13 protein-coding genes and 1 tRNA gene are annotated in these 11,901 nt (G+C 67.7%); 11 read left to right on the forward strand and 3 right to left on the reverse strand.

Annotated features, from left to right (window positions below; translation table 11 throughout):
* Positions 1-12 precede the first annotated feature (12 nt).
* The 4 genes from A3M1_RS0119525 to A3M1_RS0119540 all read left to right on the forward strand — a co-directional run bounded on the left by A3M1_RS0119525 (position 13) and on the right by A3M1_RS0119540 (position 2,605).
* The gene (locus A3M1_RS0119525) at positions 13-309 is read left to right on the forward strand and encodes a hypothetical protein (RefSeq protein WP_018390675.1); all 297 of its coding nucleotides are present in this window, start codon (positions 13-15) and stop codon (positions 307-309) included.
* 208 nt (positions 310-517) lie between these two features.
* On the forward strand, positions 518-805 hold the full coding sequence (gene gatC / locus A3M1_RS0119530; protein WP_018390676.1) for an Asp-tRNA(Asn)/Glu-tRNA(Gln) amidotransferase subunit GatC: 288 nt from the start codon (positions 518-520) through the stop codon (positions 803-805).
* A 5-nt stretch (positions 806-810) separates the two neighbouring features.
* On the forward strand, positions 811-2,307 hold the full coding sequence (gene gatA, locus A3M1_RS0119535) for an Asp-tRNA(Asn)/Glu-tRNA(Gln) amidotransferase subunit GatA (protein WP_018390677.1): 1,497 nt from the start codon (positions 811-813) through the stop codon (positions 2,305-2,307).
* 4 nt (positions 2,308-2,311) lie between these two features.
* A complete protein-coding gene (locus A3M1_RS0119540; RefSeq protein WP_018390678.1) occupies positions 2,312-2,605 on the forward strand; it encodes a chorismate mutase in 294 nt (97 codons plus the stop codon).
* A 75-nt stretch (positions 2,606-2,680) separates the two neighbouring features.
* Here A3M1_RS0119540 and A3M1_RS0119545 read toward each other — a convergent pair whose 3' ends face one another.
* Entirely contained in the window at positions 2,681-2,977 is a 297-nt protein-coding gene (locus A3M1_RS0119545; RefSeq protein ID WP_018390679.1) for a DUF6455 family protein, read from the reverse strand.
* Positions 2,978-3,080: 103 nt separating this feature from the next.
* On the reverse strand, positions 3,081-4,775 hold the full coding sequence (locus tag A3M1_RS0119550; RefSeq protein WP_018390680.1) for an L-lactate permease: 1,695 nt from the start codon (positions 4,773-4,775) through the stop codon (positions 3,081-3,083).
* A 345-nt stretch (positions 4,776-5,120) separates the two neighbouring features.
* Between A3M1_RS0119550 and gatB the strand changes: the two genes are divergently transcribed.
* A complete protein-coding gene (gene gatB, locus A3M1_RS0119555; protein WP_018390681.1) occupies positions 5,121-6,614 on the forward strand; it encodes an Asp-tRNA(Asn)/Glu-tRNA(Gln) amidotransferase subunit GatB in 1,494 nt (497 codons plus the stop codon).
* Positions 6,611-7,108 (forward strand): GNAT family N-acetyltransferase, encoded by a 498-nt coding sequence (locus A3M1_RS0119560; protein WP_018390682.1) that lies wholly within the window; start codon positions 6,611-6,613, stop codon positions 7,106-7,108. Before gatB ends, A3M1_RS0119560 begins: the two co-directional genes overlap by 4 nt.
* Positions 7,109-7,120: 12 nt before the next feature.
* Here A3M1_RS0119560 and A3M1_RS0119565 read toward each other — a convergent pair whose 3' ends face one another.
* On the reverse strand, positions 7,121-7,786 hold the full coding sequence (locus A3M1_RS0119565; RefSeq protein WP_026221407.1) for a hypothetical protein: 666 nt from the start codon (positions 7,784-7,786) through the stop codon (positions 7,121-7,123).
* Positions 7,787-7,965: 179 nt separating this feature from the next.
* Here A3M1_RS0119565 and A3M1_RS0119570 point away from each other — a divergent pair, with 179 nt between their 5' ends.
* The 5 genes from A3M1_RS0119570 (at position 7,966) to A3M1_RS0119590 (ending at position 11,846) form a co-directional block, all read left to right on the forward strand.
* Positions 7,966-8,679 carry a glutathione S-transferase N-terminal domain-containing protein gene (locus A3M1_RS0119570; RefSeq protein WP_018390683.1) on the forward strand — a complete coding sequence of 238 codons (714 nt, stop codon included), beginning with the start codon at positions 7,966-7,968 and terminating at the stop codon, positions 8,677-8,679.
* A 112-nt stretch (positions 8,680-8,791) separates the two neighbouring features.
* Positions 8,792-8,883, forward strand: a tRNA-Ser gene (locus A3M1_RS0119575).
* 271 nt (positions 8,884-9,154) lie between these two features.
* Positions 9,155-10,750, forward strand: a complete 1,596-nt coding sequence (locus A3M1_RS0119580) for an ATP-binding protein (RefSeq protein ID WP_018390684.1) — start codon at positions 9,155-9,157, stop codon at positions 10,748-10,750.
* On the forward strand, positions 10,747-11,367 hold the full coding sequence (locus tag A3M1_RS0119585; RefSeq protein ID WP_018390685.1) for a response regulator transcription factor: 621 nt from the start codon (positions 10,747-10,749) through the stop codon (positions 11,365-11,367). The genes A3M1_RS0119580 and A3M1_RS0119585 overlap by 4 nt, the downstream gene beginning before the upstream one ends.
* Positions 11,368-11,471: 104 nt before the next feature.
* On the forward strand, positions 11,472-11,846 hold the full coding sequence (locus A3M1_RS0119590) for a response regulator transcription factor (protein ID WP_018390686.1): 375 nt from the start codon (positions 11,472-11,474) through the stop codon (positions 11,844-11,846).
* Positions 11,847-11,901 lie beyond the last annotated feature (55 nt).

An 11,901-nucleotide genomic window follows, 5' to 3' on the forward strand; every position in this document is an offset into this window, starting at 1 on the left:
ATGGAGTCTATCATGATGCTTCGTTCCTTTGCTCGCATCGGCGGGCTGTCCACGGCTGCCGCGCTCGTTCTGCTGGCCGCCGGCGTGGCCCGTGCCGACCAAGCGGCGGGCAATGCCTGCGCCGCCTCGCTCACGGCCGATGGCAAGGCGATCTATTCGGCTGTCATGGCGGCCGGCGACAGCGGCGACCTGCGCACCATTGTCACCGACACCACCAAGTCGCTGGCCATGTCCGGCCAGATCGACCGCGGCAATGCGCGCTCGAACGCCCAGGCCGCCGGCCAGTGCCTGGAGCAGGCGCGGTCCTGACCTGCGTCGGCCGGCCGCGAGAGCGGCTGGCGGAAGCTTGCGACCGGCCGCACCAGCGGCCGGTTGAGGCCTGAGATCGGCGCGCTTTGGTGCGCCGGCCGGCATCCGATCCCCGCCATTGATGTGGCGAGCGTAGCGCCGCGCGTTGCGGGGCGCGGTGCGTGCCTGCTATAGGGCGCGCATCGGTTTCAGTGGATTGGGATTTCGGATGTCGGTCGATCAGGCGACGGTCCGGCGGGTGGCGCATCTGGCGCGCATCGCCGTGACAGAGGACGAGGTGGCCCACCTCCAGGGCGAACTGAACGCCATCCTCGCCTTCGTTGAACAGCTCGGCGAGGTCGACACCGATGGCGTCGAACCGATGACCAGCGTCATCCCGATGACCCTGCCGCTGCGCGCGGATGTGGTGAGCGACGGCGGATATGCCGAGCGCGTGCTCGCCAACGCCCCGGCCTCCGAGGATGGCTTCTTCGCCGTCCCGAAAGTGGTGGAGTGAGCCCGATGAGCACCTCCTCCCGCCACGAACTCACCCGCCTCACCCTCACCGCCGCCCATGAAGGGCTGAGCGAGGGGCACTTCACCGCTACCGAGCTGACGCATGCCTATCTCGGCGCGATCGAGGCGGCGGGCGATCTCAACGCCTATGTGCTGGCGACGCCGGAAAAGGCGCTTGATATGGCCAAGGCCAGCGATGCCCGCTACGCCGCCGGCACGGCCGGGCCGCTGGAAGGCATTCCGCTCGGCGTCAAGGACATGTTCGCCACCGAGGGCGTGCGCACCACGGCCTGCTCGAACATCCTCAAGAACTTCGTGCCGCCCTATGAGTCGACCGTCACCTCCCGGCTATGGAAGGATGGCGCGGTGCTCCTGGGCAAGCTGAACCAGGACGAGTTCGCCATGGGCTCCTCCACCGAATCGAGCGCCTTCGGCGCCGCGGTGAACCCCTGGCGGCGCAATGGCTCCACCCAGAAGCTCGTGCCCGGCGGCTCGTCCGGCGGCTCGGCGGCGGCGGTGGCGGCGCAGATCTGCGCCGGGGCGGCCGGCACCGACACCGGCGGCTCGATCCGCCAGCCGGCGGCCTTCACCGGCACGGTTGGCATCAAGCCGACCTATGGCCGCTGCTCGCGCTGGGGCGTGGTCGCCTATGCCTCCTCGCTCGACCAGGCCGGGCCGATCGCCCGCTCGGTCAACGATGCCGCGCTGCTGCTGCGCTCCATGGCCGGCCACGACCCCAAGGACTCGACCAGCGTCGACATGCCCGTGCCGGACTATGAGGCCGCGGTGGGCGCCTCGGTGAAGGGCAAGCGAATCGGCATTCCCCGCGAATACCGCGTCGACGGCATGTCGCCGGAGATCGCCGCGCTGTGGGACAAGGGCGCCAACATGCTGCGCGCGGCCGGCGCGGAGATCGTCGACATCAGCCTGCCGCACACCAAATACGCGCTGCCGGCCTATTACATCGTGGCGCTGGCGGAGGCCTCCTCCAACCTCGCCCGCTATGATGGCGTGCGCTATGGCGAGCGGGTCGCAGGCCGCGACATCGTCGACATGTATGAGAAGACCCGCGCGAGCGGCTTCGGTGACGAAGTGCGCCGGCGCATCATGGTCGGCACCTATGTGCTCTCGGCCGGCTATTACGACGCCTATTACCTGAAGGCGCAGAAGGTCCGCACGCTGATCAAGCGCGACTTCGAGACCGTGTTCGCGCAGGGGATCGACGCAGTGCTGGCGCCGGCAACGCCCTCGCCCGCCTTCGGCATCGGCGAGAAGTCGGGCGCCGATCCGGTGGAGATGTATCTGCAGGACGTGTTCACGGTGACGCTGAACATGGCCGGCTTGCCGGGCATCGCGGTGCCGGCAGGGCTCTCCTCCGAGGGGCTGCCGCTCGGCCTGCAGCTGATCGGCCGGCCGTTCGGCGAGGAGGGGCTGTTTTCGCTCGGCCAGGTGATCGAGGAGGCCGCCGGCCGCTTCGAGGTCTCTGACCGCTGGTGGGAGTGAGCCGATGCCGCGCCTGCCCGCCAATGAGCGCTCCCTCGCGCCCTTCCGGGCCGAGATCGATGCCATCGACGCCGAGATCGTCGAGCTGCTGGCCCGGCGCTTCGAGGTGGTCAAGCACGTCATCGCGGTGAAGAAGGTGGAGGGCCTCGCCGCCTTCCTGCCCGAGCGGGTGGAGGACGTGATCGACAAGGTCAGCGCCCATGCCGAGACCAAGGGCGTGCCGCCGGAGCTGGTGGAAAAGCTTTGGCGCCAGCTGATCGACTGGGTGATCGCCTATGAGAATGAGCGGCTGGGCTAGTTCTTGGTTTTTCGCGTTTCTTCGCGCGAGCCAGTATCCACTTGCTCGAAAACGCTCTAGGCCCGCCGCGCCGGCCTATTCGCCCGCCTGCGACGGAGTCTCGCCGTCCTTCCACAGATCGAACTGAGTCGCGTTGCGGCAGAAGCCGGGCACCGGCGCTTGGCTGGCACTCGCGTTTTCCGCATTTTCGCTGGCGGCCTGCGCGTCGAACCAGCGGTGGCAGTCGGGGGCGTCGCGGCAGCCCAGGCAACGCTGGGCGGCGGCCAGTACCTCCTGCGGCGCCTCGGCGGCGATCGCCGGCAGGTCCACGCCGGCATGGGCGGCCATGGCCCGGAAGAGCGCGAGGCGCTCGTCAATCGTGTCGACATTCATCGCTGTTCTCCCCGTTTGCGGGGAGAGTGCCGGCGCGCGCGGGCGCTGGCCTTGATCTGGCGCAAGCCCGCCGGGACCGCGCAGGCGGTCCCGGCTTCTCGCTTTACCGGCCCATCAGCGGATCGCTGAGCCCGACGACATAGAAGCCGAGCAGCAGCAGGGTCCCGGCGACGACGAGATAATAGATCGTCGGCAGGATGGTGATGCGCAGCGTCGCGCCTTCGCGCCCGAGCAGGCCGACGGTCGCCGAGGCGGCGACCACATTGTGGATCGCGATCATGTTGCCGGCGGCGGCGCCGACCGACTGGCCCGCCACCATCAGCACCGATGAGATGCCCAGACCCTGCGCCACCGAGAACTGGAACTGGCTCAGCATGAGGTTGCTGACCGTGTTCGAGCCGGCGAGGAATGCGCCCAGCGCGCCGATGGTCGGGGCGAACACCGGGTATACGGCGCCGACCTGCGTCGACACCCATTCGGCGACCAGCACCGGCATGCTGTCCAGCCCATTGGCGTTGACGCCGGAATTGATCATCACCCGCACCATCGGCACGGTGAAGATCAGCACGAAGCCGGCGCCGATCAGCGTGCCGCTGCTCTCGCGCACGGCGGCGGCGAAGCCGGACAGCGGCATGCGGTGCAGCAGCACCGTGATCATGCAGATGATGACCAGCAGCCCGCCGGGGGAGAACAGCAGCGGGAAATCGCCATTGATCCCCTGTTCGCCGAGTAGGTTGGAGAAGGCCAGCGTTGCCGATTTCAGCGCGCCGCCGATGCCGGGCACCATGCGGCTGACCACCAGGAAGACCGCCAGCAGCACATAGGGCGCCCAGGCCAGCGCCAGCGGGATGGTGCGCTTGGCGAGGCTGTCGAGGGTGATGTCGAGCTGGCCGAACCACTCCTTCGGCCATTCCGAGGGCGGGGCGAAGTCCCAGCTGGTCTTCGGCACCAGGAAGCCGGCGCGCGCGGCCAGCGTCATGATGGCGAGGCCGATCAGCCCGCCGAGCAGCGAGGGGAATTCCGCGCCGAGGAAGGTCGCCGCCAGCACATAGGGCACCGTCATGGCGAAGGCGCCGAGAATGGCGAAGGGCGCGGCGGACAGGCCCTCGGTCCAGGATTTGTTGCGGCCGAAGAAGCGCGTCATCACCATGATGAGGAACAGCGGCATCAGCGTGCCGCAAATGGCGTGGATGACCGCCACTTCCGTGGTGATGAGGTGGAAGAAGGTGGCCCAGCTGGAGCCGACTTCAGTGAGTTGCGCTGTTATGGCGGTCTGGTCCAGCCCGGTCTGCACGCCCACGATCAGCGGCGTGCCGACGGCGCCGAAGGACACCGGCGTCGACTGGATCATCATGCCGAACACGACGGCCGCCATGGCCGGGAAGCCGACCGCCACCATCAGCGGGGCGGCGACGGCGGCCGGGGTGCCGAAGCCCGAGGCGCCCTCGATGAAGGAGCCGAACAGCCAGGCGATGAGGATGACCTGCACGCGCCGGTCCGGGCTGATCGAGGTGAAGCCGGCGCGGATGGTGGAGATGGCGCCGGAGTGCTTCAGCGTGTTGAGCAGCAGGATGGCGCCGAAGATGATCCACAGAAGCCCGGCGGTCTGCAGCAATCCCTGCAGCGTTGAGGCGGCGATCCGGTTGGCGCTGACGCCCCAGAACAGCAGGGCGATGACCACCGCCATCACATAGGTGATGGGCATGACGATGCGGGCGGCGATGCGAAAACCGATGAGCATTACGCCTGCCGAAATGATCGGCAAAAAGGCAAGGAAGGCGAGCAGACCTGTCGACATCCCGTTGTTTCCTCCTGTGTCGCCGGCCTTTTTCCGCCAGGAGCCCAGACGGAGCGGCGACGTTGATTGGTGTGGACGCTCCTCCCGAGAGCCTGCGCGTTGGTAATATATTCTGACCATCGTCGCATTGGAGCCATGAATACGCGAGACAAAATGGCGTGTCCTCTTGTCCAATGGTCTAGCTCGGTCGATTTCGGGCGGTGTTTCACCCCTCAGCCGGGGCGGCCGACAGACCGGTTCGGCCGGCGGGGCCGCGCGAAACGGTTGTCAGGACCGGCGGGGGCAGGGTAGGGAACTGCCACTCCCGCGCTTTCGTGCTTGCGCACGCCAGAACAGGTTCGTCCGATGAACATGCATTCCCGCCCCGCCGACCCGAAGAAGCTGATCAAGGGGGCCACTGGCGACTGGGAAATCGTGATCGGCATGGAAATCCATGCGCAGGTCACGTCCAATTCCAAGCTGTTCTCCGGCGCCTCGACCGAATTCGGCGCCGAGCCGAACGCCCATGTCTCGCTGGTCGATGCGGCGATGCCGGGCATGCTGCCTGTCATCAACGCCGAATGCGTGAAGCAGGCGGTGCGGACCGGGCTGGGCCTCAAGGCCGAGATCAACAACCGCTCTGTGTTCGACCGCAAGAACTACTTCTATCCGGACCTGCCGCAGGGCTACCAGATCAGCCAGTACAAGAGCCCCATCGTCGGTGAGGGCGTGGTGCTGGTCGACACCGCCGACGGTCCGATCGAAGTGGGCATCGAGCGGCTGCATCTGGAGCAGGACGCGGGCAAGTCGATCCACGACCAGCACCCGACCCTGTCGCTGGTCGATCTCAACCGCTCCGGCGTGGCGCTGATGGAGATCGTCTCCAAGCCGGATCTTCGCTCGGCGGAAGAGGCCAAGGCCTATGTGACCAAGCTGCGCACCATTCTGCGCTATCTCGGCACCTGCGACGGCGACATGGAAAAGGGCTCGCTGCGCGCCGACGTGAACGTGTCCGTGCGCAAGCCGGGCGATGATTTCGGCACGCGCTGCGAGATCAAGAACGTCAACTCCATCCGCTTCATCGGCCAGGCGGTCGATGTCGAGGCACGCCGGCAGATCGGCATTCTGGAAGATGGCGGCACGATCGACCAGGAAACCCGCCTGTTCGACCCCGGCAAGGGCGAGACGCGCTCCATGCGCTCCAAGGAAGAAGCGCATGACTACCGCTATTTCCCCGACCCGGACCTGTTGCCGCTGGAATTCGACGACGCCTTCGTCGCCGAGCTGAAGGCGCATCTGCCGGAACTGCCGGACGAGAAAAAGGCCCGCTTCGTCGCCGCCTATGGCCTCTCCGCCTATGACGCCGACGTGCTGGTGGCCGAGAAGGAGACGGCGGCCTATTACGAGGCGGCGGTCGCCCATGGCGGCGGCGCGCGCGACGCCAAGGCGGTGGCCAACTGGATCATGGGCGACGTCTCCGCCTTCGCCAACGCCTCTGGCCTGTCGGTCTACGAGACCCACATCACCCCGGTGCAGATCGCCGGGCTTGTCGACCTGATCGCCGACGGCACCATTTCTGGCAAGATCGCCAAGGACGTGCTGGCGATCATCATCGCCGAGGAGAAGGACGGCGACCCCCGCGCCATTGTCGAGGCGCGCGGCATGAAGCAGGTCACAGACACCGGCGCCATTGAGGCAGCGGTGGACGCCATCATTGCCGCCAACCCCGACAAGGTGGCGCAGGTGCTGGCCAAGCCGACCATGCTCGGCTGGTTTGTCGGCCAGGTGATGAAGCAGACCGGCGGCAAGGCCGCGCCGCAGGTGGTGAACGACCTTCTCAAGGCCAAGCTCGGGATATGAGCGCGGCCTCCGCGCCTGACGTGACGGCCGGTGCCGTCACCATCGAGCCCGCCACCCGCGCCGACCTGCCGGCGATCGTGTCGATTCTCGCCCGGGAGACGATGTTCGGCGTGCGCGACAGCGCCGACCCCGCCGACTTCCCCGCCTATGAGCGCGCCTTTGACGACATCGCCGCCGATCCGCGCGCGACGCTCTATGTCGCGCGGCTCGATGGGCGCGTCGTCGGCACCTTCCAGCTGGTGTTCTTCCGCGCGCTGCTGCGCCACGGCACGCTGCTCGCCCATGCCGAGGCGGTGCAGGTGGACCCCGATGTGCGCGGCAAGGGCGTCGGCGGCGCGATGATGGACTTCGCCATCGCCGAGGCGCGGCGCCGGGGCGCGGGCTCGCTGCAGCTGGCCTCCAACAAGCTGCGCGCCGACGCGCACCGCTTCTATGAGCGCGCGGGCTTCGAGAAGCGGCTCGACGGTTTCAAGATCGACCTCGTCGGCCACTGAACACGCCCCGCCTCACGGCAGGCAGCGCGCCATGAAGACGTGCCAGGCCTTGGCGCCGGTGAGGTTGTGCCGGGCCTTGTAGGCCTGCCATTCCCCATTGCAGCGGTTGAGCGCCTCGCGGTCGCTGGCATCAGGCGGGCGCGTCAGCGCCGGGGCGGGATCGGGCGCGGGCGCCGCCGCCGGGCGCGGCACGGAGGGAGCCGAGGTCTTCGGCTTTGGCGCCGCGTCCTTCGGCTCCTCCGGCACGGGTGTCTGCGCCGGCTTGTCGTCCAGCACACCGGTGCCGGCGAGGCATTCCTGGGCGAAGTCGCGATAGGTGCGCTTGCCGGTCTGGTTCTTCGCCTTCATCTCGTTCCACAGGTCGGCGCATTGCTTGATCGAGGGCTGGGCGGCGGTGGCCGAGGCGCCGGTCGGGGTGGTGTTGCGCTTTGGCGCGGGCGCCGTCTCGCCCGCGCTAGCCGGCTTTTCCGCCGTCGCGCCGGGCTCCTTCAGGCATTGCGCGGAAAAATCGCGAAAGCTCTGCGTGCCGGTCTGGTCGTTCGCCTTCATCTCGTTCCAGCGGTCGGCGCAGATCTTGGCCGGCGACGGGGCCGCCGGCGTCTGCGCCCGCGCGGCGCCGGGGAGGGCGCCGGCCAGGAGGAGCGTGCCGAGCAGGCAGGAAAGGACGGCAGGTTTCACGCGCAGGGTCTCGCTTGTTGCCGGCGCGGGGGGAGCGCCGGGTGGGGCAAATCTACCCGCATCCGCCTGATGAGGCGAGCACGTCATGAAGCCGGGCCCGCACCGCTTGCCAGCCGCGCGGGGCGGCCCTAGTTCTGATGGCCAGCGCCCCATGGAGGGCGCAGGGGAGCGCTCGCGTAATGGCCCAGCTTCAGTCCCGTCCGATCCAGGTCTATTACTGGCCGACGCCCAATGGCTGGAAGATCTCCATCATGCTGGAGGAATGCGGCCTCCCCTATGAGGTGATCCCGGTCAATATCGGCCGCGGCGACCAGTTCAAGCCGGACTTTCTCGCCCTGTCGCCCAACAACAAGATCCCGGCGATCGTCGATCCCGAGGGGCCGGACGGCGCGCCGCTCTCAGTGTTCGAATCAGGGGCGATCCTGCAATATCTCGGCCGCAAGACCGGGCTGTTCTACCCCACCGACGAGCGCGGGCGGGTGGAGGTGGACCAGTGGCTGTTCTGGCAGATGGCCGGGCTCGGGCCGATGGCGGGGCAGGCGCACCATTTCCGCATCTATGCGCCGGAGAAAATTCCCTACGCCATCGAGCGCTACACCAACGAGGTGCGCCGGCTCTATGGGGTGATGAACACGCGCCTCAGCGATCGGCCTTTCCTCGCCGGGGACTATTCCATCGCCGACATCGCCTGCATCGGCTGGGCGAAATTGTGGGAGCGGCAGGGGCAGGACATCAAGGAGTTTCCCCATTTCGCTGCCTGGCTGGAGCGGATGCTGGCGCGGCCGGCGGTGAAACGCGGCTTGGCGCTGAACGCCGAGGACCGCGCCAAAATCGACTTCGCCACCGACAAACAGGCGCAGAGCGTGCTGTTCGGCCAGCGCCCGGCCGGATGAATGAAGCCGGCAGTGGACCAACTGCGTATTCGGCCTTGACCGGGGGGCGGGGGAAACCTAGACAGGTCGCCGGCTCGAACCGCGCCGCCGCAAGGCGAACGCGAGGCCGGCTGGAGACGTGGCCGAGAGGCTGAAGGCACTCGTTTGCTAAATGAGCAGGCCCCCAAAAGGGCCTCGAGGGTTCGAATCCCTCCGTCTCCGCCATTTCAGTCCCAAACTGGACACGCCAAGCGTATCCGATTACCCTTCTGAATCCGTGGCCAGCCTTCGGCGCAGGGTACACGTCGATCCGTCCAGCGGGATGTCGATCGCGGAAATCTCCGTCAGCATTCGCCAGCCATATCCGGTGAAGAACAGGGACCAAGGGAATCCTGGCGCCGGATGGACAAACGAAACCAATTCGGAAACGCTTCGCTTCGGCCGTTCTTGGTTCATCGCATCCAAGCTGTGCTTCGGGCCCTTGGGCAGGGAAAAAATGGTGTCGAGCAGCGAGGAGCAGGCGGAGACGTCCTTCCGTGTCACGCGGCCGCAACTCGCCTTGGCGGGTGGACTTTCGCTTGCACTGGTTGCGCTGTTCGTCGCGACAATGCCCTTCGCGCGCCTGCCCACCCAGAACACCGAAATCCTGGTGCCGGCCTATGCAGCGGCGACCTTTGTTCTGGAAGCTATGACGGCCGCGCTCCTCTTCGCGCTCTACAGCGCGCGCCGCTCGCTTCCGCTGCTCTTCCTCGCCTCCGGCTATCTGTTCGGCGCGCTGATGCTCGCGCCCTGGGCACTGACCTTCCCGGGCGTCTTTACCGGCTTCGACATCAATGCGGGGCTGCAGGTGACGGCCGCCTTCGGCCTGCTGCGCCGGCTGGCCTTTCCGCTTTTCGTGCTGGCCTTCGCCCTCGCCCCGCGTCGGGAGATCACGACCAGTGCGGCGCTGGTGGCGGTCTGCGTGTGCGTCGGGGCGACCGTGCTGATCGAGGTGACGCTGTATTTCCGCGACGCACTGCCGCCGCTGATGCGCGACGGGCGGCAGGTCAACCTGCTGTGGCAGGTGGTGCCGGCCCTCGCCATGGCGCTTTATGCCGTTGATATCGTTCTACTCCTCTGGTTCCGCCGTTCGGCGCTGAGCCTGTGGGTCTGCATCGTCCTGTTCTCGCTTGGTATCGAATTGCTGCTCATCTCCTATCTCGGTGGCGGCACGCGGCTGAGCGTGGGCTGGTGGGCCGGGCGGCTCTATGGGCTGGTGGCGATGAGCATCATCCTGCTGGTCCTGATCGCCCAGACCACGCTGGTGCATATCCGTCTCGCCCGCACCGTCGCGGCCGAGCTGCGCAGCCGGGAGAAGCGGTTGACCGCGATGGAGGCGCTCTCCGCCTCGATCGCCCATGAGATCAACCAGCCCCTCGCCAGCATGGTGACCAATGCCGACGCGGCGCTGCGCTGGCTTTCCAAGGCCGAGCCGCGCATCGACAAGGCGGAACTGGCGCTGCGCCGGATCGTCGAGGACGGCCATCGGGCCAATGGCGTGGTGGCGGGCATCCGCACCATGTTCACCAAGGGCACGCGCGAGCGGGCCGAGCTGGACCTCGCGGCCATCGTCGCCAGGGCGGCCGGGGAGGCGAGCCGCGACGCGCGCCATTATGGCGTCGAGATCGTGGTCGAGGGCGAGCGCGAGGTGCCACCCGTCATCGGCAACGCCGTGCAACTGCATCATGTGCTGCGCAACCTGATCGAGAACGCGGTCGATGCCGTGCGCGCGGCGCCGTTGCGGGCGCGCCGCGTGACGGTGCGCCTGTCGCAGGAGCCGCATGGCGAGGTGCATGTCGGGGTCGCCGACACCGGCGCCGGCATCGCCAGTGAGGTGGCCGAGCGGCTGTTCGATCCCTTCGTCACCACCAAGCCCGGCGGCATGGGCATGGGGCTGATGTTCTGCCGCGCCGTGGTCGAGGCGCATGGCGGCAGCATCTGGGCCAGCGCGAACACGCCGCACGGGGCCATCTTCCATTTCTCGCTTCCCGTGGCGATCCTGTCTGTGGCAGACGCGCAGGCGAGATCTGGCGTGGAGGAGAAAGCCCGATGACGGACGCGGTGGTCTATGTCGTCGACGATGACCGATCCATCCTCGCCTCGCTGGAAAGCCTTCTGTCGTCTGAAGGCTATGAGGTGCGGGCCTATGAATCGCCCAGGGACTTCTTGAACGCCCGCTGCCCGGATCTTCCCGGCTGTCTCATCCTCGACGTGCGGCTGCGCGGGGCGAGCGGGCTTGAATTCCAGCGCGAACTCGCGCGCGCCGGCATCGCCACGCCCATCGTCTTCATCACCGGCCATGGCGACGTGCCGATGTCGGTGACGGCGATGAAATCCGGCGCCGTCGAATTCCTGCTCAAGCCGTTCCGCGACCAAGACCTGCTCGACGCGGTGCGCGAGGGCATCGCCCGTGATCGCCGCCGCCGGGCGCGCGACGCCGAGATCTCGTCGCTGCGCCGGCGTCAGGCGGCATTGACGCCGCGCGAGCGCGAGCTGATGCCGCTCATCGCCAGCGGGCTGATGAACAAACAGATCGCCGCCCAGCTGCAGTTGAGCGAGGCGACGGTGAAGGTGCACCGGTCCCAGATCATGCAGAAGCTGCAGGCCCGTACCCTTGCCGACCTGGTACGGATCGCCGATCAACTGGCCGCGACTGGCCCCGGGGAGTAGGGGCCTACACCCACCAGCCAATTGTGGCGCACCGGAGCGGCCGGCAAAGCTCGTTCGCACAGGCCGGGCCACTCGCTGTCCGGCGCGATGGACCCGTCCCGGGCATGCGCAAGACAGTGGCCATCGTCGACGACGATCCCGCAGCTTTGGCGGCCCTGGGCGGGCTGGTCGACGCGCTCGGCTACCGGCCGCTTTGTTTTGCCGATCCCACAGACTTCCTGGCGTCGGATCGGGCACGATCGGTCGATGTGCTTGTGGCGGATATTCGTCTGCGTGATTTCAGCGGCATCGTGCTCCACCGCCGTCTGCGGGCGGAAGGCCTGGATGTGCCGACCATCCTCGTGACCGCCTATCCCGACGAGGCGACGAGCCGGCGGGCGTTGCGGGCCGGGTTCCACGGCTATCTCGCCAAGCCGGTGGTCCCCGAGGAGTTGCTCGCCTGCCTGCGCCGAGCGACCGGGCAGAGCGGGCCGACCTAGCCCCAGGGCCAATGCCCCCCCATCCCGCGCACAATTGTTCCGCCCGCGCCCCGCG

Source organism: Ancylobacter sp. FA202 (assembly GCF_000380205.1).
Lineage (GTDB): Bacteria > Pseudomonadota > Alphaproteobacteria > Rhizobiales > Xanthobacteraceae > Ancylobacter.

Excerpts from the sequence above, each read along its gene's own strand:
- A3M1_RS0119525 (WP_018390675.1), top strand. The coding sequence starts at position 13 with ATGATGCTTCGTTCCTTTGCTCGCATCGGCGGGCTGTCCACGGCTGCC.
- gatC (WP_018390676.1), top strand. The coding sequence starts at position 518 with ATGTCGGTCGATCAGGCGACGGTCCGGCGGGTGGCGCATCTGGCGCGC.
- gatA (WP_018390677.1), top strand. The coding sequence starts at position 811 with ATGAGCACCTCCTCCCGCCACGAACTCACCCGCCTCACCCTCACCGCC.
- A3M1_RS0119540 (WP_018390678.1), top strand. The coding sequence starts at position 2,312 with ATGCCGCGCCTGCCCGCCAATGAGCGCTCCCTCGCGCCCTTCCGGGCC.
- A3M1_RS0119545 (WP_018390679.1), bottom strand. The coding sequence starts at position 2,977 with ATGAATGTCGACACGATTGACGAGCGCCTCGCGCTCTTCCGGGCCATG.
- A3M1_RS0119550 (WP_018390680.1), bottom strand. The coding sequence starts at position 4,775 with ATGTCGACAGGTCTGCTCGCCTTCCTTGCCTTTTTGCCGATCATTTCG.
- gatB (WP_018390681.1), top strand. The coding sequence starts at position 5,121 with ATGAACATGCATTCCCGCCCCGCCGACCCGAAGAAGCTGATCAAGGGG.
- A3M1_RS0119560 (WP_018390682.1), top strand. The coding sequence starts at position 6,611 with ATGAGCGCGGCCTCCGCGCCTGACGTGACGGCCGGTGCCGTCACCATC.
- A3M1_RS0119570 (WP_018390683.1), top strand. The coding sequence starts at position 7,966 with ATGGCCCAGCTTCAGTCCCGTCCGATCCAGGTCTATTACTGGCCGACG.
- A3M1_RS0119580 (WP_018390684.1), top strand. The coding sequence starts at position 9,155 with ATGGTGTCGAGCAGCGAGGAGCAGGCGGAGACGTCCTTCCGTGTCACG.
- A3M1_RS0119585 (WP_018390685.1), top strand. The coding sequence starts at position 10,747 with ATGACGGACGCGGTGGTCTATGTCGTCGACGATGACCGATCCATCCTC.
- A3M1_RS0119590 (WP_018390686.1), top strand. The coding sequence starts at position 11,472 with ATGCGCAAGACAGTGGCCATCGTCGACGACGATCCCGCAGCTTTGGCG.